This is a genomic window from Candidatus Enterococcus leclercqii, from assembly GCF_009933135.1.
Classification (GTDB): Bacteria; Bacillota; Bacilli; order Lactobacillales; family Enterococcaceae; genus Enterococcus_C; species Enterococcus_C leclercqii.
In genome coordinates this window covers 46,531-72,035 of record NZ_MAEH01000011.1, presented here as the reverse complement: position 1 = coordinate 72,035, position 25,505 = coordinate 46,531, and the positions used below count along the sequence as shown (strand labels likewise).

General features: G+C 43.4%; 23 protein-coding genes and 1 other RNA gene. 18 read left to right on the top strand and 6 right to left on the bottom strand.

Annotation, left to right across the window (positions count from 1 at the left end; genetic code table 11):
- Positions 1–73: 73 nt before the first annotated feature.
- The 3 genes from BAU14_RS05190 to BAU14_RS05180 all read right to left on the bottom strand — a co-directional run bounded on the left by BAU14_RS05190 (position 74) and on the right by BAU14_RS05180 (position 2,189).
- Positions 74–358 carry a hypothetical protein gene (locus tag BAU14_RS05190; RefSeq protein WP_161899027.1) on the bottom strand — a complete coding sequence of 95 codons (285 nt, stop codon included), beginning with the start codon at positions 356–358 and terminating at the stop codon, positions 74–76.
- A 183-nt stretch (positions 359–541) separates the two neighbouring features.
- A non-coding RNA gene (gene ssrS, locus BAU14_RS05185) (6S RNA) lies at positions 542–736 on the bottom strand.
- A gap of 166 nt (positions 737–902) precedes the next feature.
- A complete protein-coding gene (locus tag BAU14_RS05180) occupies positions 903–2,189 on the bottom strand; it encodes a replication-associated recombination protein A (protein ID WP_161899026.1) in 1,287 nt (428 codons plus the stop codon).
- Between the two features lie 291 nt (positions 2,190–2,480).
- Between BAU14_RS05180 and BAU14_RS05175 the strand changes: the two genes are divergently transcribed.
- The 14 genes from BAU14_RS05175 (at position 2,481) to BAU14_RS05110 (ending at position 16,682) form a co-directional block, all read left to right on the top strand.
- Entirely contained in the window at positions 2,481–3,482 is a 1,002-nt protein-coding gene (locus BAU14_RS05175; RefSeq protein WP_161899025.1) for a D-alanine--D-alanine ligase family protein, read from the top strand.
- Positions 3,483–3,916: 434 nt separating this feature from the next.
- Positions 3,917–4,546: a DNA-3-methyladenine glycosylase gene (locus BAU14_RS05170; protein WP_161899071.1), complete on the top strand. Its 630-nt coding sequence runs from the start codon at positions 3,917–3,919 to the stop codon at positions 4,544–4,546.
- A 47-nt stretch (positions 4,547–4,593) separates the two neighbouring features.
- Complete coding sequence (locus BAU14_RS05165) at positions 4,594–5,088, top strand: DUF3013 family protein (RefSeq protein ID WP_161899024.1); 495 nt, start codon at positions 4,594–4,596, stop codon at positions 5,086–5,088.
- 90 nt (positions 5,089–5,178) lie between these two features.
- Positions 5,179–6,153, top strand: a complete 975-nt coding sequence (prmA, locus tag BAU14_RS05160) for a 50S ribosomal protein L11 methyltransferase (RefSeq protein ID WP_161899023.1) — start codon at positions 5,179–5,181, stop codon at positions 6,151–6,153.
- A 45-nt stretch (positions 6,154–6,198) separates the two neighbouring features.
- The gene (locus tag BAU14_RS05155; RefSeq protein WP_161899022.1) at positions 6,199–6,951 is read left to right on the top strand and encodes a 16S rRNA (uracil(1498)-N(3))-methyltransferase; all 753 of its coding nucleotides are present in this window, start codon (positions 6,199–6,201) and stop codon (positions 6,949–6,951) included.
- A 49-nt stretch (positions 6,952–7,000) separates the two neighbouring features.
- Positions 7,001–7,663, top strand: coding sequence for a deoxyribose-phosphate aldolase (locus BAU14_RS05150; protein WP_161899021.1), 663 nt, complete (start codon positions 7,001–7,003; stop codon positions 7,661–7,663).
- 382 nt (positions 7,664–8,045) lie between these two features.
- On the top strand, positions 8,046–10,253 hold the full coding sequence (locus BAU14_RS05145) for a RelA/SpoT family protein (RefSeq protein WP_161899020.1): 2,208 nt from the start codon (positions 8,046–8,048) through the stop codon (positions 10,251–10,253).
- A 7-nt stretch (positions 10,254–10,260) separates the two neighbouring features.
- Entirely contained in the window at positions 10,261–10,713 is a 453-nt protein-coding gene (dtd, locus tag BAU14_RS05140) for a D-aminoacyl-tRNA deacylase (protein ID WP_161899019.1), read from the top strand.
- A gap of 314 nt (positions 10,714–11,027) precedes the next feature.
- The gene (locus BAU14_RS05135; protein ID WP_161899018.1) at positions 11,028–11,543 is read left to right on the top strand and encodes a hypothetical protein; all 516 of its coding nucleotides are present in this window, start codon (positions 11,028–11,030) and stop codon (positions 11,541–11,543) included.
- A 203-nt stretch (positions 11,544–11,746) separates the two neighbouring features.
- Positions 11,747–12,238 carry a PH domain-containing protein gene (locus BAU14_RS05130; protein WP_161899017.1) on the top strand — a complete coding sequence of 164 codons (492 nt, stop codon included), beginning with the start codon at positions 11,747–11,749 and terminating at the stop codon, positions 12,236–12,238.
- Complete coding sequence (locus BAU14_RS05125) at positions 12,231–13,790, top strand: PH domain-containing protein (protein ID WP_161899016.1); 1,560 nt, start codon at positions 12,231–12,233, stop codon at positions 13,788–13,790. The genes BAU14_RS05130 and BAU14_RS05125 overlap by 8 nt, the downstream gene beginning before the upstream one ends.
- 231 nt (positions 13,791–14,021) lie before the next feature.
- Complete coding sequence (locus BAU14_RS05120; RefSeq protein ID WP_161899015.1) at positions 14,022–14,552, top strand: methylated-DNA--[protein]-cysteine S-methyltransferase; 531 nt, start codon at positions 14,022–14,024, stop codon at positions 14,550–14,552.
- Positions 14,553–14,660: 108 nt separating this feature from the next.
- Positions 14,661–16,310 (top strand): phosphoenolpyruvate carboxykinase (ATP), encoded by a 1,650-nt coding sequence (locus BAU14_RS05115; RefSeq protein ID WP_161899014.1) that lies wholly within the window; start codon positions 14,661–14,663, stop codon positions 16,308–16,310.
- A gap of 150 nt (positions 16,311–16,460) precedes the next feature.
- Positions 16,461–16,682: a hypothetical protein gene (locus tag BAU14_RS05110; protein WP_161899013.1), complete on the top strand. Its 222-nt coding sequence runs from the start codon at positions 16,461–16,463 to the stop codon at positions 16,680–16,682.
- A 339-nt stretch (positions 16,683–17,021) separates the two neighbouring features.
- On the opposite strand, the gene BAU14_RS05105 is transcribed toward BAU14_RS05110, so the two are convergent.
- Positions 17,022–17,864, bottom strand: a complete 843-nt coding sequence (locus tag BAU14_RS05105; protein WP_161899012.1) for a helix-turn-helix domain-containing protein — start codon at positions 17,862–17,864, stop codon at positions 17,022–17,024.
- Between the two features lie 662 nt (positions 17,865–18,526).
- Between BAU14_RS05105 and BAU14_RS05100 the strand changes: the two genes are divergently transcribed.
- Positions 18,527–20,278, top strand: coding sequence for an ABC transporter ATP-binding protein (locus BAU14_RS05100; RefSeq protein WP_161899011.1), 1,752 nt, complete (start codon positions 18,527–18,529; stop codon positions 20,276–20,278).
- Between the two features lie 38 nt (positions 20,279–20,316).
- Positions 20,317–22,083, top strand: coding sequence for an ABC transporter ATP-binding protein (locus tag BAU14_RS05095; protein ID WP_161899010.1), 1,767 nt, complete (start codon positions 20,317–20,319; stop codon positions 22,081–22,083).
- 178 nt (positions 22,084–22,261) lie between these two features.
- On the opposite strand, the gene BAU14_RS05090 is transcribed toward BAU14_RS05095, so the two are convergent.
- Together BAU14_RS05090 and BAU14_RS05085 are read right to left on the bottom strand one after the other, a co-directional pair.
- Positions 22,262–22,624, bottom strand: a complete 363-nt coding sequence (locus BAU14_RS05090) for a rhodanese-like domain-containing protein (RefSeq protein WP_161899009.1) — start codon at positions 22,622–22,624, stop codon at positions 22,262–22,264.
- A gap of 3 nt (positions 22,625–22,627) precedes the next feature.
- Positions 22,628–23,149 carry a MarR family winged helix-turn-helix transcriptional regulator gene (locus tag BAU14_RS05085; protein WP_161899008.1) on the bottom strand — a complete coding sequence of 174 codons (522 nt, stop codon included), beginning with the start codon at positions 23,147–23,149 and terminating at the stop codon, positions 22,628–22,630.
- A 468-nt stretch (positions 23,150–23,617) separates the two neighbouring features.
- Here BAU14_RS05085 and sapR point away from each other — a divergent pair, with 468 nt between their 5' ends.
- Positions 23,618–24,292, top strand: a complete 675-nt coding sequence (gene sapR / locus BAU14_RS05080) for a two-component system response regulator SapR (protein WP_161899007.1) — start codon at positions 23,618–23,620, stop codon at positions 24,290–24,292.
- 29 nt (positions 24,293–24,321) lie between these two features.
- On the top strand, positions 24,322–25,347 hold the full coding sequence (gene sapS / locus BAU14_RS05075) for a two-component system sensor histidine kinase SapS (protein WP_161899006.1): 1,026 nt from the start codon (positions 24,322–24,324) through the stop codon (positions 25,345–25,347).
- Positions 25,348–25,505 lie beyond the last annotated feature (158 nt).

Sequence of the window (25,505 nt, the reverse complement as noted above, 5' to 3'; positions counted from 1 at the left end):
TTAAAACTAAGTGTAAGACAGCAGTTCCTTTACAAGTTCATTGTAGACCACTTGCTGTGAAATACAAAAGGATTTACTTGTCAGAGGGATTCATTTTGCTGGAAAAGCTGATACTAAACACCAACGTCAGGATCAATGCGACGAACAGGTAACCAAACGAGACCAGTCTTTGAGACCAAATGGCTACGGGAATACCCGCGACTGCGACGACTAAATAGATACTCCCAAATTGTCGCAAAAAGCTGCGATGCTCCTGGGAGTCACCAATCAATGGCAGAAAAATTTGCGGCTTTAACAACAAGACAAAACCCAATACAGCTAGTAGCAGAGCAAAGAGACAGATAAAAATAGTGATCATGATTTTCCTCCGAATTGTCGGCAGCTGCCCAACTAGCTGCCCTTATCTGACCCCATTGTACCAAAACTTAGCCAATAAGTTATCTTAAACGTGGTAAAATCTGGACTTCTCAGATAAGCTTATAACAACGGGCACAAAAAAAGCCTCTCACAAATGTGAAAGGCCGCATTCTAAACAGAATGGGTAGTATCCGTCGATGCCGTTCTTCGTCTTATAGTATTGATCCCGCAATGATCAGCAGGTGGGTTCCACGGTGAAGACTTAAAGCTACCAAATGATAAGGCATGCTAGCAGCCTGCACACAAGACGGATCCCGAGGTATCAATAAAGATGTTCGGTCAACACACAGAAAAGACAACTCGTACATCACAGAATTCCCACTTACATAGTAGCACGTCCACCAGTTGTGTGCAATAAGAAAGCTCCTCATTTTAGAAAGCGCATTCTTAAAGGCGAGGGAGCAATTGCTATTGGTGGAAGGCAAGTTTAAAGAGCGTAGCAAACTACTTTTGTAGATTGGTTGTCCGGCACTGGCAACTCTAATTTAATCTTTGTGATTTTGTTTGTGCCACTCTTTGAGACGCTGGTACTGCTGAGCGAGGGCTTGCTCATATTTGCCGGTGCTTTTCGGCTGATAATAGACCGCATCCTTCAATTTGTCAGGCAAGTATTGCTGGTCTACCCAGGCATTTTCAAAATCGTGAGGATACTGGTAACCAATGCCGCGACCCAAGTCCTTGGCGCCTTTGTAATGGCTGTCTCGCAAATGATCCGGCACATCCCCAGATTTTCCGGCACGGATATCAGCAATTGCAGTGTCCAGTGCCACATAAGCAGAGTTGGATTTTGGCGATAGACACAAATCAACAACGCAGTCTGCCAAAGGAATTCGGGCTTCTGGTAGTCCTAAACGTTCTGCCGCCAGCACTGCGTTCACTGTCCGGGCAGCCGCAGCAGGGTTGGCCAACCCCACATCTTCATAACCAATCACCATCAGTCGGCGACAAATGATGGCTAAATCACCGGCTTCCACCAAACGGCCAAGATAGTGGAGGGCTGCGTTAACGTCACTGCCACGAATTGATTTTTGAAAAGCGGAGATCACATCGTAATGGGCATCGCCGTCTTTGTCATGTGTCAATGCTTTGCGCTGCACGCACTCTTCGATGATTGATAACGTCAAATGAATCACGCCGTCTTCAGCTGGCGGTGTGGAACGGACGGCCAACTCCAAACCGTTCAGAGCGCTGCGAAGATCACCATTGGTAGCGCGGGAAAGATGCAATCGCGCTTCTTCAGTAATTTCGACAGGCGAGTTTCCCAGACCGCGTTCTTTGTCGTAAAGTGCTTGATCCACCGCCACCAAAATATCAGCTTCTGTCAGTGGCTTGACTTCGAAAATCTGAGCGCGACTGCGGATTGCGGGATTAATCGTGATATAGGGATTTTCAGTAGTGGCGCCAATCATGACAATTCGACCAGATTCCAAGTGAGGCAATAAAAAATCTTGTTTCGTCTTGTCTAAACGGTGGACTTCATCCAATAGTAAAATGACAGTCCCGCTCATTTTCGCTTCTTCAGCGACAATTTGCAGGTCTTTTTTTGTATCAGTAGCGGCATTTAACATGCGAAAGGCATATTTGGTCGAACCGGCAATGGCAGAGGCTATACTGGTTTTTCCGGTTCCCGGCGGTCCGTATAAAATCATGGAGGAGAGCATCTTCGCTTCCACCATGCGTCGGATAATTTTACCGGGTCCGACTAAATGCTGCTGCCCCACAACTTCATCAAGCGTTCGTGGCCGCATGCGGTAAGCAAGTGGTTTTTCCATGGGACACCTCCTAGCGTTGGCTGAAAAAACATTGTTCCTGTCAAGTATAACACGAGAAATCTGTGAGACGAAAGACGGGGGCTTTCACCTGATAGCGCTCTTCTTGTTAGTAAAAAGCGCACTGCTGAAAAAAAGACGCCGGTATATTTAAGCGCAAAAAGTTGCTGGTAAAATGAGAGAGTCAACAAAGAAAATCTTTTTTCTCTTGTTGTTCAAGCGTGGAAATTCGTTCTATAATGCAGTGGAAGCTACACGAGTGTAGTCAGTAAGGACGAAAGTGGAGGAATCGCAATGAGAATCGTAGTATTGGCTGGTGGAAAAAGTGACGAATATGATGTGTCCCTCTCATCAGGCGCAAAAATCGCCAATGGTTTGATCAAAGAGGGGCATCAAGTTCTTTTGATGGACCTTGCTTTGGGTTTTAAGGATGCTGCCAACTTTACCGAAGCCTTTGAAAAACATGCCGAACAACGTTATGAACATCAGATTGAAGCAGCTTTTACAAAGCGAGAAACAGGCGAAATCGGGGAACACGTCATTGAAATCTGTCAAGAAGCAGACATCACCTTCTTGGCGCTTCACGGAGGTATCGGAGAAAACGGCAAGCTGCAGGCGCTGTTTGATATTTATGGAATCCGTTACACAGGATCTGGTTATCAAGGTAGTTTACTAGCCATGAACAAGAAAACCTCAAAAGAGCTGTTGCGTTTCCACGGATTTGCTACGGCAGATTGGAAAATTTTAGGGGTAGACGCTGATTTGACCCAAGTCACTCTGCCTGCTGTAGTCAAGCCAATTGACAACGGTTCGAGTATCGGTGTTACCTTGGTTTTTGATTTAGAGTCGCTGCAACAGGCGGTAGTTCAAGCTGCAAGTTTTTCTCGTGATGGCCTGGTGTTAATCGAACAACAAGTAAAAGGACGGGAGTTTTCAGTTGGGGTGCTGGGAGAAACGGTACTGCCAGTCATCGAAATTCGGCCGAAGCAAGGATTCTACGATTACACCAATAAATATCAAGACGGTTTGACAGAAGAACTGGTGCCGGCACCGATCTCACCTGAGTTGACGAAAAAGTTACAAGAGACTGCCAAAAAAGTACATGATCTGCTGGGACTGCAGGTTTACTCTCGCACAGATTTCATCGTTGATCAGTACGACGAACCTTGGGTGATTGAAGCCAACTCACTGCCGGGGATGACGCCAAATAGCTTACTGCCCCAAGAAGCCGCCGCTGCGGGAATCGGCTACACTGAGCTGTGTGAGACCATCATTCAGCTCTCGTTGGAAAAATAGTTTTGTGATAAAAAACCGCGGCAATAGTTCTGTCAATTTTCTTCAAAGGGAACATTACCAAATATAAGATGCGAGCAAAAGACAAGTAATCTCCATTAAAAATAGTGGGAGTGACTTGTCTTTTCATTGCTAAAAAATTCAAACGCAGGCTTTCCTTGAGTTTATCAAGCTAAGTCAGTAGTATTCACTTTTTTATAGGATACGTTGGGAAATGTTTTTTCGGAATCCGGCACAACGATTGTTACAAGTGCTTTCTTTGTTGCTTGTGTACCCGCGCTTGATTAGACTAGCTGCTGTCTTTTATTGGAACATCGCGACACTTTGGTAAATGGAAAAGTACCCGCTAAAGCGTGTCCCAGGCGGCTGCGTTGTTTGCTAGTAACCCCGGGGATATTCGTGTAAAATAAGTCTTGGTGAAGAAAATGACGACAACAATGGCTGAGGCCAAAAAGATCTTTCAAACAAAGACAACACCAGAGATTGCAGAATTTTTGATAGGGATGTATCTGGAACACCGCTTGCCCGATGGTAGTCGACTAGGCGGCTGGATTGTCGACTGTGAAGCTTACTTAGGGCCTGATGATGAGGCGGCACATAGCTATGGCATGCGGCGGACGCCTCGGGTGCGGGCGATGTATGAAGAAGCCGGTACGATTTACTTGTACACGATGCACACCCATCTCATTTTGAATATGGTGACACAAAAAGCAGGCCTGCCACAAGGGGTTATGATTCGTGGCTTGGAGCCAGATCCTGCCAGTGTACCACAGATGATTGAAAATCGTGGTGGCAAGAGTGGGCCGACCCTTTCTGATGGACCAGGGAAGTTAATCGCAGCTTTGAAAGTGACGCCGGATTTTTACGGACAGTCGATATTTACCAGTGATCTGCATTTGGTGCCGAAGAAAAGGCGTCAGGCCAAACAAATCTTGAGGCTCCCTAGAATCGGCATTCCCAACAAAGGGAAATGGACTGAGCTGCCACTGCGCTTTGCCTGTGCTGGCAATCCTTATCTTTCCAATCAGAAAAAAACAGCTGTGGTACCAGATCATGGCTGGCAATAAACCAATATCGGCGGCTGCGGCTCCCGACAACTAAAGGAGAAATAACAATGGCGAAAGAAACGATGTTGACTTATTTGGACGAACAGCTGACCAAGCGGCTGCCAGACTATGATGTGGCAATTGACTGGGATGTCAAAAATCACACAGTGGAACTGGTGATCCGTTTGTTTGCGGAAAATCCGACGAAACTGCATTTAGATGATGCCCAAGGAGTAGCATCTGAAGAAGAGGTCATTGAATTTGAAGATGGCGTTTTGCTGGTAGATCCTAAGAAATCCAACTATGAAGCTACGGATTACTTGGCTGTGTATCCTTATGAAGGAAAAAAAGGATTGCGGCAAGCAGAGTTGGACGCTTTTGTAACTTATCTTCAGGAAGTTATGGATGAAGGTCTCAGCGATCTACTAGATTTCTTGAATGACGACACGGACCAAGAAGAGGCTGTATTTGAATTGAAATGGGATCGAGAACGCTTTGCTGCGATTGTCAGAGAAAACGAGGCAAATGGCCAAACCGCCTACCTGCCTTACCCAGCTTACTAAAAGGGCGGCTCGTCAGAATCTTGATGCCAAAAATGGCGTAGCAGCGTATCAGAGGCTCGACGTTCGGCCTCTGGGGAAAGGGAGAAAATCATGAAGTGGTATGAATTAAAGGTGGAAACGGCTAGCGAGTCGGTAGAAGCGGTGGCAAATATTTTAATGGAGGCTGGCGCTAGCGGAGTTGCTATTGAAGATGCATTGGATGCTCAGAATTGGCAGAGTGATGCTTTTGGCGAGTTGGCAGATATCACAGCGTTGACAGATCTGACAGAAGGCGCCCGTGTCGCTGCGTATTTTCCAGAGACGATTTTTTTACCAGAATTGTTGCCTTTTATCAAAGAAACTATCGGGCGACTGCCGGAGTACGGCTTAGCTTTGGGAAAAAATGAGCTTACCTTGACGGAAGTTTCTGATGGAGATTGGGCGACTGCTTGGAAAAAATACTACCATCCGGTGCGAATTAGCCGATTTTTGACTATCGTTCCTAGCTGGGAAGAATATGAAACGGATGATCCTGAAGAAAAGATTATTCGTTTGGATCCCGGAATGGCTTTTGGTACGGGCACTCATCCGACGACACTATTGACGTTGCAAGCCCTTGAAGTTGTCTTGCGAGGAGGAGAAACTGTCCTTGATGTTGGGACGGGTTCTGGTGTATTGAGTATTGCCAGCAAGTATCTGGGAGCAAAAACAGTCCATGCCTATGACTTGGATGAAGTAGCTGTTAGAGCGGCAAAAGAAAATATGGATCTCAATCCAGTGGCGGCGGATGTCATGGTTTCGGCTAATGACTTACTACAAGGCATAGACTTGTCAGCAGATGTCATTGTGGCTAATATCTTGGCAGACATCATTCTTTTAATGATTCCAGATGCCTATCGCTTATTAAAAGAGGAAGGTCGCTTGATCGTATCCGGCATCATCGAAGAGAAAAAAGACTTGGTAATCCAAGGAATGACCGAAGCGGGCTTTGAAGTGGATCAGGTGTTCAATCAACGGGATTGGTATGCTATTATTTTGAAAAAGGCTCAACCAGACGATGGCGGCATCGACCCGACTGCCGGTTGAGGTGTTCTTTGACAAATAATCAAGCAATAAAAAGGTGGGGACAGGATGCAGCGGTATTTTATCGAAGAACCGTATGATACACGGCAGGACTATGAATTAACTGGTGAAATTTTCCACCACATGATTCGAGTGATGCGAATGAAAGCACAAGATCAGATTTACTTGGTTTTTGCTGACCAGACAGCTATTGTGGCAGAAGTTACAGCAGTGGCAGAAGACAAAGTAATCGTACGGGAAATCGCCAAAGAGCTTCAGGAAAAAGAGCTGCCGGTGGCTATCACTATTGCATCCGGTTATCCAAAAGGCGACAAACTGGAATGGATCGTCCAAAAAGCCACCGAGTTGGGAGCAGCGGCTTTTATCGGCTTTCCTGCAAAAGCCTCAGTAGTGAAGTGGGACGAAAAAAAGCTGGCTAAAAAACAGCAGCGCTTGGAAAAAATTGCCCAAGAAGCTGCGGAACAGTCCCAAAGACAAGTAACGCCACCGGTGCAGCTCTTAGCAAACAGCAGCAGCTTTTATCAGCTGCTTACTGATTATGATTATGTTTTGGTCGCTTACGAAGAAAGTGCCAAAGCAGGAGAAACAGCCCAATTGGCACAACTTTTGCAAAAAGTAGAGCTGGGGGCGCGCGTCTTGGCAGTCTTTGGGCCAGAAGGTGGAATTTTGCCGGAAGAGATTGAGAAGCTGACTGCTGCCGGTGGTATTTTATGCGGGCTCGGTCCACGAATTTTACGAACGGAGACGGCACCGTTGTACCTTTTGAGTGCTGCCAGTTATCAATTGGAGCTGCTGCGTTAACAGCAGCCAAAGAAACAATGAAAGAAACAGTAAAGAAGGAGCGGATTGTGTGAAGGTCAGCGAGTTGGTAAGTTTGCGGGTAGTCGATCCCGCTCTGAAAGAATGGGATCTCAAGGACTTGATGGATGAAATTCGCCAGACTGTTGGCTTGCAGGAGATTGTTGTTTTACCGGCAAACCTGCGGCGAGTGAAGCAATTATTGTCTGGTACTGGGATTCGTATCGGAGCCGTCGTTGATTATCCATTAGGCTGTGGGACGGTAGCCAAAAAAGCGTTTGAAGTTGGTCGCAGCTTCCAAGACGGTGCTGACTTTTTGGAACTCAGTATTAGTTCTGACATGTTGCTGCATCAACCAGCGATGATCCGGGAGCTGGATATGACTCTTTCGCCGCTGGCTATTGCCTGGGGTGAAATTCGAACGCGAGTGGATTCTCGGGAACTGCCGGAGCTGACTAAAATTAATTTAGCTGCTGAAATGAAACGGTTGGGCTGGTCTTGGCTGGTGCTGGGAGAAGGTGCAGATCTGGAGACAGCAAAACATGATGCCACAACCTTTGAATATGATGGCGGTAAACAATTGCGGTTGCAGGTGAACTTAGAGACTGCTACTCAAAACGAATTACAAGAGCTGGTGTTGCGGGGAGTGAATCGGGTCGGCCTGTCTTCATTTGGGGGGCTGGATCTTACTGTTGAGCTCCATCAATTAGGGTGATTTTGCCGCTGAAATTGCTGTTTAAAGCCAGATTCTACAACGAATAACCCAAATGTCGTCGGATTGAAAAAGCCGGTGGCAGCGTGTATAATGATGACATTCATTTCAGGAAGTGCTACTTAGCATAAAGTAGGGCGTATCTGAAAACTTCTCTGATAGCTTTCTTGATTCTTTGAAGAGCGATTTGCGTTGCAGTGCCTACTTATTCGTATTATGTAAGTGGTGCATTTCTCGTAATCGTGGCAAAGAATCTGTGACTTATCGGAGTTTTCAGATACGCCCTAGTACTTTTTGATTTTCAAGAAACAAAAGCAGCGACACTGAAACGACGGCTACCAAGTGCCGGCCACCGGTGGATGCTGCGGAAAAAGGAGGGCTTGAGATGAGTAAAGAAATCATATTGACAGGCCCCGGAGTTATCAAACTGGTGCGCGGGTATATGAGTCCTGAACATGTGGCTTTCGTCCAAAAAGCGTTGGACTACGCTACGGCAGCCCACGACGGTCAGTTTCGTAAATCCGGTGAACCCTATATCATTCATCCGATTCAAGTAGCGGGGATTTTGGCAGAACTGAACATGGATCCTCATACAGTAGCGACGGGCTTTTTACATGATGTTGTAGAAGATACCGATGTGACACTGCAAGATTTGACTGAAGAATTCGGCAGTGATGTAGCCATGTTGGTAGACGGTGTAACTAAGCTGCGGAAGATCAAGTACAAATCCCATGAAGAACAGCTGGCGGAAAATCACCGTAAGATGCTCTTAGCGATGGCGCAAGACTTGCGGGTAATTATGGTCAAGTTGGCGGACCGCCTTCACAATATGCGCACCTTGAAGCATTTGCGAGAAGACAAGCAGCGCCGCATTGCCAAAGAAACATTGGAGATTTATGCACCTTTGGCTCACCGGTTGGGGATTAGCCGCATCAAATGGGAATTGGAAGATACAGCACTGCGTTATTTGAACCCTAAGCAGTATTACCGAATTGTTCATCTGATGCAGTCCAAACGCGATGAGCGAGAAGCCTATATTGCCGAAGCAGTGGAAGAAATCCGCTTAGCAACCGAAGATTTGGACATCTATGCGGAAATCTACGGCCGGCCAAAGCATATCTATTCGATCTACCGCAAAATGGTGGACCAGAAGAAAAAATTCGATGAAATCTATGACTTGTTGGCAATTCGGGTAATCGTGGACTCCATCAAAGATTGTTATGCCGTTTTGGGAACCATTCATACCAAATGGAAACCGATGCCCGGGCGCTTCAAAGATTATATTGCGATGCCAAAATCCAACATGTATCAGTCGTTGCACACGACAGTGATTGGTCCTAAAGGTAACCCGGTGGAAGTCCAGATTCGAACCCATGAAATGCATGAAATCGCCGAATTCGGGGTAGCTGCTCACTGGGCGTATAAGGAAGGCCGCACCGAAAAAGTCAAAGAAGACAATATGACTAAACAGGTGGGATGGTTTCAAGAAATCCTTGAGCTGCAAGACGATGCTTACGATGCACCGGAATTCATGGAAGGTGTCAAAGGAGACATTTTTTCAGATAAGGTTTACGTCTTTACTCCAAAAGGGGATGTTTCCGAGCTGCCAAAAGGATCTGGCCCATTGGATTTTGCTTACAATATCCATACCGATATCGGTAACAAGACGACCGGTGCTAAGGTCAACGGCAAGATGGTGCAGTTGGATTATAAGCTGAAAAACGGGGATATCATCGAGATTTTGACTTCGCCAAATTCTTTTGGACCAAGTCGAGATTGGTTGAAGCTGGTAACAACGAGCAAAGCTAAAAACAAGATCAAACGCTTTTTTAAGAGCCAAGACCGTGATGCCAATATTCAAAAAGGCCATGATACGCTTTATCGGATGTTGCAGGAAATGGACTTTATGCCAAAAGATATGGTAGCAAAAGATAAGATCAAAGACGCTTGCGAACACTTCAACTATCAAAGTGAAGATGATCTGTACGCGGCAGTTGGCTATGGGGAGCTTTCACCAATTTCACTGGCTAATCGTCTGACAGTAGAAGAGCGTAAAAAACGTGAAAAAGAGAAAAAAGAGCAGCAGGTTCAGGAGTTAGTGAATCAACCGGTTGAAAAAAAGGAAAAGATGAAGGTTCGGCATGAGGGTGGCATTGTCATTGAAGGTGTCGATAATCTACTCATCCGAATCAGCCGCTGTTGTAACCCAGTACCTGGCGACGAAATCGTTGGCTATATCACGAAAGGCCGCGGGATCTCTATTCATCGGGCGGACTGTCCAAATGTGCAATCACCAGAAGCTGAAAAACGACTCATTGAAGTGGAGTGGGAAGATACTTCCAACAGCTCCAAAGAATACGATGCTGATCTGGAAATTTATGGCTATGATCGCAGTGGTCTGCTAAATGATGTCTTGATGACTGTCAATGGCATGACCAAACGACTGCAAAGTGTCGAAGCGCGCTCCAATAAGGACAAGATGGCTACAATCCGCTTGACGGTCTCCATTCAAAACCTCAGCCACCTGAAATCCATCGTGGATAAAATCAAGCAGATTCCGGATGTGTATAGCGTTCGGCGTACACGGGGGTGACAAAAAGATGCGGGCAGTTTTGCAACGTGTTTCCGAAGCGGCTGTCAAAATTGACGGTGTGACAGTCGGGGAGATTGGTAACGGCTTTATGGTCCTGTTAGGAATCCATGAAGAAGATAGCTTAGAAGACGTAGAGTACCTGGTGCGTAAGATTAGCATGATGCGCGTCTTTGAAGATGAGGCGGGTAAGATGAATTGCTCTTTACAGGATTTGCCAGCGGGTGGTCAGATTTTGAGTATTTCGCAGTTTACGTTGGTTGCTGATACCAAAAAAGGCAACCGGCCCAGCTTCATCAAAGCCGCTCGTCCACAGCAAGCAATTCCACTATATGATGCCTTTAATCAAGGGTTACGCGAGGCAGGTCTCAAGGTTGCTACCGGAGAATTCGGAGCGGATATGCAGGTTTCTTTGATAAATGACGGCCCGGTTACGATTCTTTTGGATACGCGGGACAAGTGAAGACAGAGAGCTGGCAATCTACAAAACTTTTGCTTAGACAAATGAGGCGGAAAAACTTTCTGCCTAAATAAAAAATGACTTCTTATCCAGCTGGTGCAGTTGGATAAGAAGTTTTTTATGTAACACTTGAAATGAATGCGGTTTCTATTTGCGGCGTGGTATGATAAATGAAAGGGAAGTTTGCAATCAAATTCGGTTGTATACAGGGTAAACTGCCACTTCATAAAAAATAGGTTGGTTCTATGAAGTGAAACTCTGGTGCCCATTGATGGGGTGTTAGAAATTCAGCGACATCATAATAAGGAGGCGGAAAAATGACAAAGGAAAGCAAAAATCTGGTAGATCTTATTTCTCAAGCCGGGAGTATGGGAATGGATTATCTTCTGGAAAACAAGTCAAAGCAAGGGGATATCAGGTATAGCGGGTTAGCACTTTGCGATGTTTTGCTGGGAGCGATGGCGGTGTTCTTGCCTACATTTATCACCACTAAAGGAGCAGGAGCTGCGAAACCTGCCATTGGACTGTATACTGTACTACCGGAAAATGTGGATCTGATGGGGAGCAACCTCTTTTTTGGCGCCTTTTTAATCATTCACATTGGTCTTTTTCTACATCATTTTCGCAGGAATCGTCAGAGGTTGGCGCTTCATTTGAATGCCTTGGCTATCGTGGGGTTGTTGCTAGTTATGTTGGTACCGGCTATTCATGTGATTAGCGGACTATTGCTTGTGGGAAATGCTGTCAGCTGTGTTTATTGCGGGTATCGGTTAAAAAAGCTGGCACAAGAAAAGTATCGTAAAGAAATCAACGTTCACCGAGAGTTTTCGTAAAAAAAGCCTAGTGGCAGCTGAAAAGCAGCAGTTTGTCGGAAGAGCCGGCAATGCTGTTTTTTTGTTTATCGGCGGCTCCGTGATTTGAGACTAAAATATCCTGGGATATCAGCTTGACTGAGTTATAGGCAGGTTATAAGATACAAGCAGAGTCTTGTGATGGAGTGTTTTATTATTAAAGTTAAAGTTGGGAGTTTTGTAAAATGGCCTACCCTTTATTACCCAAGCAAATGCCCGAGCGTATCAAAAAAGTCTGGCAAAAGAGCAACCTGTTGTCTTTGATTATTTTTTTAGCAATTGGCAGCGTCGTAGCTACAATCTTAAAGCTCAACCACCTACTAAAAGAAGTCTGGCTTTGGCTGGCAGTCGGCTATTTTGTACTGGTGGTAGTCATTTTTGTCATCAGCCAGCTGTTGATTCCCTACCGTTATAAATTTCATCGATATGAAATCACGCCAGAAGATCTCGCCTTTCAAAAGGGCTATATTTTCCGCAGTATTACTTATGTACCTATCAATCGTATCCAGCATGTCGAGACCGAGCAGGGGCCTTTCTTAAGGAAAGAAAATCTGATGGAAATTATCATCCATACCGCAGCTACCGACCATCATTTGGCAGGTTTGGACGTGGAAGAGGCGATGACATTGCGCAAACAGATTATTGATATGGTAAAGGTGGCGAAAGAAGATGTCTGAAAAACGTCATTTTCATCCGTTAGCTATTGTTATTTCGCTGTTTGAAAGTATTAAAAGCATGTTCTTTATATTTCTGATTATTATTTTTCGCAGTGGTTTGGACCATTGGTATGGGTGGGGCGCGTGTGGCGGACTGCTGTTGATTCTGCTGGGCTTTGCGCTAGTCCGTTATTTTTTCGAGTACTATGAGATTTCGCCGGAAAAGGTAGTAATTTACAAAGGAATTTTTCGAAAGTCGGAAACCGACATCCCCTATGAACGAATACAGACCATCAAGCAACGGCAGTGGTTCTTTTTTCAGCCGTTTCAAGTGACTCAAGTTCTGATTGAAACGGCAGGTGGCTCATCAGAAAAAGCGGAGGCCTCGTTGCCGGCAGTTTCTGAAGAAGTCTTGCAGCTAATCGAAAATTTCCGCAGAAGGGAACAATTAACGGCGACAGACACTCGCTTAGAGCCACTTCCTGAGACAATAAATGATTTGGAAGATCCCAGAGAGGAGGAACTGACAGTCGGATTGTCTGCTGAGACAAGTTCTTCAACAAGTGAGATGCCGCTAAAATCAATAGGAAACTCTTCTAAAGCACCAGAATACATTTACACCATTACCAATCAGCAGATTTTTTTGTTTGGTATCACAGATATCAGCATACTAGCGGCAGCTTTTGCCCTGCTGGCTTTTGCGCAGGAGTTTATTCCTGAAGAATGGTTGGACAAAGCCGCAGACGCCTCGGTGAACCTTATACAAGCGGGCTGGATCATAGCTTTGGCTTTGACGCTAGTGGTATTGCTAGTGATTATCGTAATCTCGCTAGTGAAAAATTTCATGCAGTATTACAATTTCAAAGTTAGCCGCAACGGCAACACCTTGACTATCGAAAGCGGCCTTTTGGAAAGACGTGTGCAAAAGATTCCTCTGGAAAAACTACAAGGAATTCGGATCAAACAGCAATTGCTGCGGCGAATTTTGCGGCTTTCCTCGGTCGAGTTGATCTTAGCCGGGGGACAGGAAAAAGAAGGGGAGTCTGGCAGCAAAGACCTGTACTTTTTGCCCATTGTCAGTGATCGAGAACTGTATAGGGTTTTGGACTTTTTACTTCCGGAATGGGATTTTGATGAACCGCAAATTCGGTTTGTCTCCCGAGGCAAGCTGTGGTATTTCTGGCGTTGGCTTCTTTTGATAGGAAGCATCGGCAGTGTCGCAGGCTTTCTAATTCATCCAATTGCCGGGGGAATCTGGACACTGTTGATTTTATTGGTGCTGCTGGGAAGAGCCCTCGATTGCCGCTTTCAAGGCTATCAAATCCAATCTGCCCATCGTATCTGTTTCCAGAATTTTGCCTTTATCACTAAGACACTGACCTTTGTCGAGCGGCCAAAGATTCAAGCTTTCACAGAAAAGAGCAGTATCTGGCTTTATAAAAAGCAAATTGGCCATGTCGTGATAGATGTTAAAGAGGGAACGGCGGACTTGAGTTTAAGTCTGCAATTTATCGATTACCCCGCGGTGACAGATATTAAACACTTTTTCAAGCAAAAATCCTCTATCGGCTAGTTTTCTTTCTGCTGGCCAGCTATTCGCTATCAAAAAAACGACCGGAAGTTACTTGTTATTGCGAGTGCTTTCGGTCCTTTTTTTAGAAAAATGCTATCTGTTAAATCAGCCTATTTTAAGCAGGTTTCGGGAAAACAGGCTGTGGGAAGGCCACTATAAGATTCTGGCGGATTTTTTTATAAACTGAGGTTCATCGTATATAATAAAGCCAAACTATAAGGGGGATGCCACATGGAAAAAGTATTGGTTTATCGCAGTGTTTATTTGCCCAATCTGGATTTAACGGTACAAGTAGGGGCTACAAAAACGGGTGTCGCTTATATCAGTACACCTCGCGAAGGTGAGTTGCAGCGTTTTTTTAAAGGATACGAGATTCAAAAAGAGCCAGAAGCTACTGAAGAAAAGTTGATCAGTGAACGGCTGTCGGAAGCAGAAAAGCAGCTATTGGCATATGATCAGGGAACATTGCGGGAGTTTGAGCTGCCGCTGCACTTTGTCGGGACGGCATTTCAACAAGAGGTTTGGCACGCACTAAAGCAGCAGCCCTATGGTACTTTGACGACTTACAGCGAGTTGGCTGAGCAAATCAACCATCCACAAGCCATCCGTGCAGTGGCGAATGCGGTGGGGCGCAACCCGCTTTTAGTGGTAGTTCCTTGCCATCGAGTCATTGGGAAAAATGGTCGGTTGACGGGATTTCGCAGCGGACTTTCAGTTAAACGTTCGTTATTGATTAGAGAAGGGATATCGGAATTCAGATAATCAAATCAAAGGACTAAAATCATAGGACATAAAACCGCAGTTGTATTATAATGATATTGTTAGATTGTAAACGCTGTACATTTAATAATCGATTGGAGGAATCATTATATGGCAACTGTCGGCAGGTATTCCCATGGAGATATTACTCCAGAAAACAAGCTTTTTTCCAGTTTTAAAACCCTGGTTGAGTCTGCTTTTTATGGCAACAATGTCGAGGCAATCGTTGATCTGGCTCAGGCTTACGAATTGGCTAAAGCAGCACCAGGAGCTGTGATTACAGATATGCCGGTGATCCATACCGCGGATTTAGGACTTCCCGATGATGCGAAAGTCATCGTATTCAATGATGGTAAAGTGACCGGTCGGACTGCTGCTGCCCGTCGAGTGGTTGGTCAACCGGGTATCGACAAGGCGCTTTATGAAGGTGTCTTACGTGACGCCCTGCATCAAAGTACCCACAAGAAATTTTATTGCGGCGAAGTTGTTGTAGGATTGGATAAAGACTTTATGGTAAAGGCACACCTGTTGCTGCCAGTGAATTATGAGACGAATTTCTATTCTTATTTGTTAAATTTCCAGATTGCTACCAATGAGTGGTTGTCTGAATACCAAGATTCTAAAGCTTATCCGGAAAATGATATTTACCTCTATGCTGATCCTGATTGGCGACACCCAGATTATCCCCACGGCTTAGCGCTATTTGATCCCGAACACAATGTGGCAGCAGTACTGGGGTTAAATTACTTTGGCGAGTTGAAGAAAGCGACGCTGACGCTGGCTTGGGCAACTGCACATCGCAACGGCTATGTGGCCTGCCACGGGGGGATGAAGCAATACCAATTGCCAGACAAGAAGTTTACCATGGCGGCATTTGGTCTTTCCGGTTCCGGTAAGTCAACCATTACACTGGCTAAGCACGGGGATAAATACGAAGTCAAAGTGCTTCATGATGATGCCTTTGTTATCAACAAAGCAGACGGCTCTACAACTGCGCTGGAACCAGCTTATTTTGATAAAACACAGGATTACCCGCTGGATGATCCGGCAGTGGACTATTTCATCACTTGTCAAAATGTAGGTGTTACTTTGGATGACAGCGGCAAAAAAGTCATCGTCACCCAAGATATCCGTAACGGCAATGGTCGGACTGTAAAATCTCGTTATGTGACACCAAATCGGGTGGATCATCTGCGTTCGGCCATTGATGCCATCTTTTGGATTATGAAAGACGATAGCCTGCCGCCGGTGGTGAAAATTGATGATCCCGTGTTAGCAGCAGTCTTCGGCTTAACCTTGGCAACGAAACGGACCACTGCTGAAAATGTCGTGGGCAATGTGGATATGGATAAATTGGTCATTGAACCTTATGCTAATCCGTTCCGGGTTTATCCGTTGGGACAAGATTTCGCTGATTTCAAAGACCTATTTGAAAAAAATCACACCGCCTGCTACATCCTGAATACCGGTTTTTACAAAGGTAAAAAAGTCAAACCAGCCGATACGTTAGGTTCCATTGAAAAAATCGTGGAAAGCCAAGCGAAATTCGTACCTTTTGGATCAATGGAGGGCATGAGTTATCTTGCAATAGAGGGCTTTGAGGTGGATTTTGATGATGCTAAGTACGTTGCGGCACTGCGGACGCGGATGCAAAGTCGTTTGGACTTTATCTTGGCACAAAAAACGGAAAATGACGGATACAATACATTACCAGACGAAGCTGCGGAATTGATGCAGAAGGTCATTAACGAACTGGCCTGATTCTACAAAAAAATCGTCGGATATCAGCAAATCTTTCGCTTTATCCGAACAAACATGATACCCTTATCATAGTCAAGCTGTTGGGATTCGTATCCTCTAAGTGATGCGAACAGGAAGTCTCAACAATGGCAATAAAGGAGGTTCTTTAGCATGGCAGACGAACAAGACAAGAAGAAATTGGAAGAGTTGGCCGAAGAAGCGAAGAAAGAGGACACCTTCGAAAAACTCGACGAAATGGAGAAAGAGCTGAACTTGGACGACGAGCCCGGACACGAAGACACTTCTAAAGAGAAGGAAACCATCTTGGAAAAAGTCATCGAAGAAGCGCCGGCTGTAGGAATCCAGCAGCAAAACCAGATCGATCACTTTTGATTTCAGATGAAACAGACTGCACCCGACGTTTATCGTCGCGTGCAGTTTTTGCTTTTTCAGACTTTGCAAACAGCAATATGTCCACTTCTGAAAATTTATTAGGCACTATTTCATTGTTGAAAGTTTCAAACGCGGACTCTCCTTGACTTCTTCAAGGAAAGTTAGTGCCATCCACTTCTTTTATACGTATGACAATGCTCCTTCTACGGACTTTGAGACGAGGGGGTTACATCTATTTTTAGCATATGTTTTCTTGCTCGTATAACTTTATTCCATTAGAAATGATTTAAGCCCCTGGCCGTGTGGGTGGACTAGGTTGAGTTTGGAATTAACTTAAAATCATTTCGCAGATTTTATGATATCCCTCAGATTTTGAACATCATGGTAGTACCCTAAATTATGAAAAAGCGAGACTATTGGTTCAGGATCGAAACATACTTGTCCGTCCATGGAAAGAAATAGCTCATTAAAAAATTTCCAATATAATCGTCCCTTTAGGTAATCACTATCTTCTGTTTGGTTATAAAGCTCGTTAAGCAAGTCTGGAATTGGTAGATAGTTTTTCTGCTCAAAGCATAGTATCAGATGGTTGACTAAAAACTTTATTTCGGCAAGACGGTATTTAGGAATTGATTCATATTTTTTAAACTGTGATAGTACATCTAAATAGTTAAAAGTTAAATGATTTTTGCTAAATATTGAAAGGCAATTTACATACATAGCGAGTTCAAAATATCCCCAACCATCCAATTTGCCGAGATGTTCATGAATGATTTTGATTTCACTACTTGAGATTTCACTACTTTCAAGATACGGCAACCTTGTACTTATAACTTTCATTTGAATAAGAAGATAAAGATAAAAAATATCATTAGATTGGTGGTACTCGAGTTCCAGGTCATTGAGAAAATGGCGGATATCAACCGGAGAATTAATTACTCGTACAAATTCTTTACGAAAGAAGGTCTTCTTAGAGGAATTAGAACAATTCACTTCGTAACAAAACTCATCAAATTGAATATTCATTCGCTCTAGTAGTTGAGCCAAAATATCGAAATCTATTTTTGAATTAGTATTTTCAACTCGTTGAAGATAACTCACTGACGTGATTCCAGCAGTAAGCTCAGTTCTACTTATATTTCTATTTTTTCTTTTAATTTTTAATAGATTGCCATAATCCATCGAATACCACCTCTAAAAAGTGCTGTTTTCGATTATTTTATAACATAAATGAACGTAATAGTAAACTGTAATAAAGAAGTAGAGCAGGTGGAAATGTGCTAGAAGATGTACTGGTTATTCTGAGATAAGCGGTCATTCCACTACAGTTTAAAATTACAATTTATGAAATGGTTGTGAAAAAAGAAAAATTTTTTCAAAGATTAATTTCTAGGGAGTGTTCAATAGATATTGTTTACTTTCTATCTAAATTAAAGTTATGCATTATACATATTTGATTTTAGAAATGAACAAAATGTAAACGTTTAAAAATAGAGGCGTAACAGAGTTGAAAGCAACAGACTTATAGCTTCATTTGGGAAGGCTATGGTATAGCCTTTTTTAGATTCGATTTTAGAGGTCCTGCTATTAGTATTGGAAATTTTAGGAGTATTAATACTGTGTCAAAAGTAAATGATCTCACTAATACCATTAAATATATTTCAACCGTTTATTATCAAAAAGACCACAGGTATTGTTAGTAGAGTTTAGTGATGAAGCGAAGATCATTTAGGATACTTTGAATGAAAATATGTTCTGCAGTTTTGATATTGCTAGAAAAAGATGAGATATGGATTTTGCGAGTCAGTATAAAAAAGAATTGAGAAGAACACGAGAGGGAAAATATGACTATCGAATGGAAAACACTCCACTATATCGTTTCAAAATCTCCAAAATGGGCGCTAGGTAAAATGTTCTGTCAGCTTCTCTATTCCCTAATTCCGGCATTAACGATTCTGACCACCCAGAAAGTAGTGAATCAGCTGCTTCTGTTGATCGACGGTGCGCCTCAAAAACTGCCAATTTATAGTCTGCTACTGATTGGGCTCACGTTCCTCTCATCCATTCGTTTTTCTATCGATCGTTTTTTGGATTGTGAGCTCGAGATGAAAATCAATAAAGCTCTTTCCAGAGGAATGGTCACCAGGCTAGCGAACATGCCTTACCAAAACCTGGAAAACGAAGACTTTATGAATCAAATCACTCAGATTGGAATGAAAGCGCATAAAACCGCCGTCGACTATTTCAATGGAATCTTGTGCTTGACTTCAAATGTGTTGGCAAATGCGGCCTTGGTCGTAATATTTATGAAAATTTCTCATCTGTTTGGATTTTTGTATATCTTCTTTATTGTCTTTCTGGTCTTTTGCAATGTCAAAATGACCAATGAGTTGAATCAGATGTATGATGTCCAAACCTCCGAAGAACGCAAACTGTCATACCTTTCTTCTTTATTGAGTGAAAAAAATTCGTTGGCAGAGTTGCGGGTTTTTGATGCGCTGAAGTACATCAAAGAATTGTGGCGAAAAAGCAACAAAAAAGTTTTACAGGATCGTCTGATTGGGACGCTGAATGCGCAAAAATTCAAAGGACTGTCGTATTTATTGTATACGATTTGGATAGGACTGTTCATGGGGTTCTTGCTGGAAAATTTACGGGAACAAAAGATTGATTTTGGGTTATTTCTGGCTCTGTTTTCCTCCATCGGCAGTACGTTTGTTTTCACGAAAGCTATTTCGGATACGATTCTTTCAAACGCAAAAAATCGTTTTAAGACAATGCTGCTTTTTGATTTTTTGGAAAAGCAAGAACCTGTGGAAAAAATGCATCGGCAGGATGCTTTGGCATTGGGCAACGCTACTATTGAGTTTCGACACGTCAGTTTCCGCTATCCAGGAACCGATCAGAACATACTGGAAAATATATCTTTTTGTATCCAAAGTGATGAAAACGTTGCTATCGTCGGTGGGAATGGTAGCGGTAAATCTACTATGATCAAGCTTCTCTGCCGCTTATATAAACCGACAGAGGGACAAATTCTGATCAACGGATGCGATATCTGGGAAATTCCATTGGATCTTTTTCGTGAGTATATAAGTGCAGTCTTTCAGGATTATGGCAAGTATCAGTTTACACTACGAGAGGCTATTGGTTTGGGAAATGTTGAGGCTATGTGGGAGGACAGAACAGTCGAAAAAGTGTTACGAAACCTGACGAAAGACGATTACTTTGAGTTTGGACTGGACCAGTCGCTGGGAAAATTAGCAGAAGACGGCATCGGTCTTTCAGGGGGCCAATGGCAGAATCTGGCTATTGCCCGAGCCTGTCTAGCGGCTTCGAAGTTCACGGTACTAGATGAGCCTACTGCTTCACTGGATCCATTTGCGGAAAGTCGGATCTATCGAAACTTTCTCGATGTCTCAAAAAATAAAGGAACAATCATTATTTCTCATCGATTGGCCAGCGCGCGAATCGCAGACAGAATCATTGTACTGGCAAATCGGAGCATCAACGATATCGGGTGTCATGGAGATTTGATGGACAGAAATGGATTGTACGCCAAAATGTTTGCCAGTCAACAGAGCTGGTATGCCTGATAAGTTTGCGAACTTATCAAAGACAAACTGGAGGATATATGAAAACAAAAGCAGCAGTTCTCTTTCGAACCGTCGGATTGTCATTTAAAATCGCACCATTTTCAAGCGGTTTGATGATTTTCTATTATGTATTAGAAGCGCTAATTCCCACCGCCATTGTAATGGTAACCACGAGTCTACTGAATAGTGTATTAGCATTTAGCAATGGGGAAGATGCTCAGTTCAATAAAGTTATCTTTTGGAGCGTCGCGGTTTTCGGAATTTATTTTACCCAGCAAATTTTTGAACTGATCTCTAATTTGGTGATCAATATGGGAGTCTATGAAAAGTACATTAGCTATGCCCGAATCAACTTGTCTGAGAAAGCCGCCCGACTGCCGCTGATCGACTTTGAAAATCCGGATGTGCTAGATAAACAAAAAAGAGCAATGGAGTGTATTGAGTATGAAAAACTCAGTCAGTTGTTTATGTCTGCGACTGTTTGCGGCTGTGCTTTGGTATCTGTGATCTCCCTTAGCCTGACACTGATGCAGTTTTCAGTATTCTTCCTTCCAATTTGTATTTTGAGCGTGATACCCTATCTGATTATCAGCTTCCTTCGTGGAAAAGAATTTTATTACATGAAATACCATCAGGCAAAGAAAGAACGAATGTTAGAGTATCTCTGGTCATTATTTTGTGAAAAAGAAGCGGGCAAGGAAATCCGTGTTTTCGGCTGCGACCATTATCTGATTGAGAAGTATGAAGCAGTCAAACAAGAGGTTCTCAATGAAGAGTGGCACTTTTACAAAAAAGAAGTCAAGTCACTGTTTGTCTGCGATGTAATCAAAGTAACAGGGTTCGTCTTAAGCATTTTCCTGTCAATTTTGTTAGCAGTTCAGGGAGCAATTACGGTGGCTGTTTTTGGTTCCTGTATAAATGCCTTCTCAAATGTGCAGGCAAAAACTAAGGAGTTTCTGACGGAATTGGCGTTCTTGCCGGATTTGATCCGCTATGCTGCCGATTACTTTGATTTTCTTAATCTGCCGGAAGTGGCTGTCGGAAGGGAAAAAGCTGCCGTATTTTCTGATGAAATCCAATTGTCAGAGGTATCCTTTACCTATCCCTCCGGAAAATCAGCTGCTTTGAAACGAATCAACCTGTCGATAAAAAAAGGAAGTACAGTGGTAATTCTTGGGGAGAACGGTTCAGGAAAATCCACGTTAAGCCGGATTATCCAGAATCTATATGTACCAAACTGCGGTGGTGTCACAGTAGACAAGATGCCTTTGAGTCCTGAGAGCTCATGGCATGAAAAAATCAGTGTTGTAAACCAAGACTTCATGAAGCTGTATCTGACCGTAAAGGAAAATATTCAAATCTCTCAGCTAGATAAAGATTTACCAAAGCCTACGTTTGATTCAATCATGGCAAATCTAAAGTTGGCAGATCCTGAAAAGACGGAAATAGCGATGAACACGAAACTTGGGAAAGAATATGACGGAATCGAACTTTCTGGAGGTCAGTGGCAGAAACTGGCAATCGCCCGCGGCAACTTTAGAGATAGTGCACTGGTCATTCTTGATGAACCGACCAGTGCACTGGATCCGCTGATTGAAAATGATATTTTTACTCGTTTTATGGCAAAAGATCACGATCAGACTAGAATTATTATTTCCCATAAGGTTGGACTGAGTAAGTTTGCTGATCAGATCATTGTGATGAAGGAGGGACAGATTATTGAAACCGGTCTTCATCAGGAATTGATAAACAAGGATGGGGAATACAAGAAGTTGTATCTGGCTCAGAGCGAGTGGTATGCATAAAAAATACTGTTGGTAAAGATAACAAGCCCACATTTAAAGTTTTTAACAAGTAAAAGCCAAGTAACTTCCAATAAAAGACTGTGGAAGATGCTTGGCTTTTGATACTGTTCGCTTTAGAGGCTGATGACTGGAGGAGACTCATAACCTCTTCATATAGATACGTGGTGATTTTTTAGTTTTACAGACTTTCAATTGGCAAGTTCATGCCTTTCCAGCCTTCGAGGGCACCGGCTAGTTCGTAAGCTTCAAAATCGTTTGATAATAAAATCAGTAACGCTGTCTTGCCTAAGGTTGTGCCGCCAGTCCAATCATAGACGACATAAGTTTTGCTTTTGTCTAATTCAGCTAAGTGGTTGGCCAAATCTTTTGCAGGCATAGCAACAGCATTTTTTATCTGATCTTTTTTAACTTGCGCCGGGGCATTTCGAACATCCAAAACTACATAAGGGGAATCGGTCTTTTCAAGATTTTCCAAGACAGTGAAGTGATCGATGTATAAGCTCAGATAGGTTTCAAGTAGTTCAATTTTTTTAGTTTGCATGCTTTATTGCTCCATTTCTAAGGTATATTTTTCGGTACTTTGTTTGATTTTTCCGAGTAGATAGGAAAATTGCGCTCTCTCCTCAGCAGTCAAATCACCAAGTAAAAGATGAACCGTTTGGAAATTCTTTGGTAAAAAAGCTTCCAAGACGGCCATACCTGCGTCGGTTAGCTGTACAGGCACCGATCGCTTGTCAGAGGGTGAGCTGTTTTTGATGATCCAGCCTTTGTGGGTCATGGCAGTTAATAACTTGCTGACGGTAGCACGGGTGGCGCCTAATTTTTCAGAAATAACCGAGGGCAACAATTCATAATTAGGTGCATTCTTCAAAAACATCAGGATAATAAATCTCGATTCACTCAGATCATTTTTATCTAGCACGCTATCGTAGACCTTTTGCATATTGCGGTAGGTCCACTGAAAATCAATAAATAATTCTGATATCGTTGAATCCATCTCTGAAACGTCATTCATTACTTGGATTCGCTGATTGCTGGGGCGGTCAACAAAAGTAAATTTTTCCATAGGTAAACTCTTTTCTGTTTATGGTTAGCCGGCTAACTACTTGTGCAGTATCCCATGTTGCGACGAAGAAGTCAACTATCATGAACTTGTAGTGGCACTCTTTTTACTTTCGGCAATGTTGTCTTCAGCTGCAAGAGGAGAACCAATGGAAGCTGCTTTTTTGCTGATCTTCGTTGTTTGGCGGGAGCGGTTTTTTTTGGTACTCTTAGTGTGGTGAGACTGAGGCTTTCGCAGCTATTTTCGGAGGAAAAGAAGCGTAGCCGTCATAGATGAGTCATTCACAGTGATGAGAACATGTTTTTTTGAGAATGGTCAAAGCAATTGGTGCCGGTGATTTAGAAAGTGTACCTTATGCAGGGGAAGAATCAGACCAAAGCAGGATGTTTTTTTAGGAAATGTCCGTTAAATTAGAACAGAAAGTCAGTTGCAAGGATTGCAGCTGTAAAGAAAATGAAGGAGGAAGCGGCAATGGCAAAAATCATGGTGGTGGAAGACGAGGGGGTCATCCGCCAATTAATCATGGAGGAATTGAAGAAATGGCAGTTTGAAGTTTTTGGGACTACCGATTTCAATCAGGTTTTTGACGATTTTCAGGAGCAAGAGCCACAGTTGGTACTTTTGGACATCAATTTGCCGGTATTTGACGGCTATTACTGGTGTCAAAAAATTCGAGAAGTGTCACAGGTGCCGATTATCTTCATCTCAAGCCGCAACACCAATATGGACATGATCATGGCTATGAATATGGGGGCAGATGATTTTGTCACCAAGCCTTTTGAAATCGATGTGCTGATTGCTAAAATTAACGCCTTGTTGCGACGTTCGTACAACTACTCCAGTGGTACAACTGAAACTTTGAATCACAACGGCTTGACCTTAAATGTGGACAATAGCACAGCCGAAGTCAATGGTGAAATCATTGATTTGTCGAAAAATGAGTATCGTTTGTTGTATATCCTTTTGAAAAATCGTGGCAAAATCTTGTCGCGGGAAAAACTCTTGCGGGCGTTGTGGGATGATGAACGTTTCGTAGATGACAACACACTAACCGTTAATATCAATCGGCTGCGGCGCAAAATCGAGCAGGCGGGTCTGACGGGGTATATCGAAACGAAGGTGGGACAAGGCTACATCGTTCCCTGAATATGAGAAAATAAAAGGCGGGGGTAAAGATGTCCTTTTGGCGCTATCTGAAAGATCGAAAACTGGTGCTGGTGGGTTGGGTAGTATTTGTTCTATTGACCGCTTTTGTGCTGTGGCTATCTCCTGGGATTGGGCTGGATTGGGGAACAGTCGGTTATCTGGCTTTGATGGAAGGCGTCCTATTAGTCATCATGTTGGTGTACAATTATTTTTCTAAGCGCATCTGGTGGCAGAAGTTGGAGCTGAAAGCCGATCAGAGCGCGATGCAAAATTACCTTACTGGTGCTCGCAGCGACGAAGAAGAACTGCAACAGACGTTTATCAACCAAGTCATTCGCGAGCATCAAAGCATGATGCAAGAAATCGTGGCAGGGCAAGAGGAACAAAAAGATTACATCGATTCCTGGGTTCACGAGATCAAAGTACCGTTAGCGGCTTCTCAACTGCTACTGCGCTCGATGGAATTTGATATTCCCGATGACAAGTACATGATGCTAGAAAATGAATTGGGGAAGATTGATGGCTATGTGGAGCAGGTATTGTATTATTCGCGTTTGGACAACTTCTCCAAGGATTATCTGATTCGCGACACATCGCTGAAAGAAGTGATTTTGCCAATCATTCGCAGCAATGCCAATTATTTCATCCAGCGAAATATTCGGTATGAAGTAGTGGGAGAAGATCAAAATGTCCTTACTGATGGCAAGTGGCTGGGGTTTATTTTGCAACAATTGCTGAGTAATGCCATCAAGTATACGCCGGAAAATGGCAAGGTCACTATCACTATCGAAAAGAAAGTCAAAGGAGTGGCCCTGACTATCGCTGATACTGGAATCGGAATTCCTGCAGAAGACTTGCGAAGAATCTTCGACAAGGGCTTTACCGGTCAGAACGGCCGCTATTCTGAGATGCATTCCACCGGTTTAGGCTTGTATCTGGCTCGCAACTTGGCTCACCAACTAGGGCTACAGTTGACCGCTAAATCAGCTACGGGTGTAGGTACCCAAATGCAGCTGTATTTTCCGTACCTGGCTTATTACCAAGATAAAAAGTAAATCTTATTTTATGGAATATCAGACTTCTGCAAAGCTTTCGAGGGATGCAGAAATGTATTTCGATATCAACAGTCAATAAAAAACAGGTCAGATATGACCTGTTTTTTTATTGCTGAATCAAATTTTTTAAGCATTTTAGAATGTTCATCCGACAGAAA

Bases quoted from the DNA above. Each gene is read 5' to 3' on its own strand.
- BAU14_RS05135 (WP_161899018.1), top strand. From the start codon at position 11,028: ATGACAAAGGAAAGCAAAAATCTGGTAGATCTTATTTCTCAAGCCGGG.
- BAU14_RS05095 (WP_161899010.1), top strand. From the start codon at position 20,317: ATGAAAACAAAAGCAGCAGTTCTCTTTCGAACCGTCGGATTGTCATTT.
- BAU14_RS05120 (WP_161899015.1), top strand. From the start codon at position 14,022: ATGGAAAAAGTATTGGTTTATCGCAGTGTTTATTTGCCCAATCTGGAT.
- BAU14_RS05115 (WP_161899014.1), top strand. From the start codon at position 14,661: ATGGCAACTGTCGGCAGGTATTCCCATGGAGATATTACTCCAGAAAAC.
- BAU14_RS05170 (WP_161899071.1), top strand. From the start codon at position 3,917: ATGGCTGAGGCCAAAAAGATCTTTCAAACAAAGACAACACCAGAGATT.
- BAU14_RS05155 (WP_161899022.1), top strand. From the start codon at position 6,199: ATGCAGCGGTATTTTATCGAAGAACCGTATGATACACGGCAGGACTAT.
- BAU14_RS05090 (WP_161899009.1), bottom strand. From the start codon at position 22,624: ATGCAAACTAAAAAAATTGAACTACTTGAAACCTATCTGAGCTTATAC.
- BAU14_RS05180 (WP_161899026.1), bottom strand. From the start codon at position 2,189: ATGGAAAAACCACTTGCTTACCGCATGCGGCCACGAACGCTTGATGAA.
- BAU14_RS05105 (WP_161899012.1), bottom strand. From the start codon at position 17,864: ATGGATTATGGCAATCTATTAAAAATTAAAAGAAAAAATAGAAATATA.
- BAU14_RS05190 (WP_161899027.1), bottom strand. From the start codon at position 358: ATGATCACTATTTTTATCTGTCTCTTTGCTCTGCTACTAGCTGTATTG.
- BAU14_RS05110 (WP_161899013.1), top strand. From the start codon at position 16,461: ATGGCAGACGAACAAGACAAGAAGAAATTGGAAGAGTTGGCCGAAGAA.
- BAU14_RS05165 (WP_161899024.1), top strand. From the start codon at position 4,594: ATGGCGAAAGAAACGATGTTGACTTATTTGGACGAACAGCTGACCAAG.
- sapR (WP_161899007.1), top strand. From the start codon at position 23,618: ATGGCAAAAATCATGGTGGTGGAAGACGAGGGGGTCATCCGCCAATTA.
- prmA (WP_161899023.1), top strand. From the start codon at position 5,179: ATGAAGTGGTATGAATTAAAGGTGGAAACGGCTAGCGAGTCGGTAGAA.
- BAU14_RS05145 (WP_161899020.1), top strand. From the start codon at position 8,046: ATGAGTAAAGAAATCATATTGACAGGCCCCGGAGTTATCAAACTGGTG.
- dtd (WP_161899019.1), top strand. From the start codon at position 10,261: ATGCGGGCAGTTTTGCAACGTGTTTCCGAAGCGGCTGTCAAAATTGAC.
- BAU14_RS05085 (WP_161899008.1), bottom strand. From the start codon at position 23,149: ATGGAAAAATTTACTTTTGTTGACCGCCCCAGCAATCAGCGAATCCAA.
- BAU14_RS05125 (WP_161899016.1), top strand. From the start codon at position 12,231: ATGTCTGAAAAACGTCATTTTCATCCGTTAGCTATTGTTATTTCGCTG.
- BAU14_RS05100 (WP_161899011.1), top strand. From the start codon at position 18,527: ATGACTATCGAATGGAAAACACTCCACTATATCGTTTCAAAATCTCCA.
- BAU14_RS05130 (WP_161899017.1), top strand. From the start codon at position 11,747: ATGGCCTACCCTTTATTACCCAAGCAAATGCCCGAGCGTATCAAAAAA.
- BAU14_RS05175 (WP_161899025.1), top strand. From the start codon at position 2,481: ATGAGAATCGTAGTATTGGCTGGTGGAAAAAGTGACGAATATGATGTG.
- sapS (WP_161899006.1), top strand. From the start codon at position 24,322: ATGTCCTTTTGGCGCTATCTGAAAGATCGAAAACTGGTGCTGGTGGGT.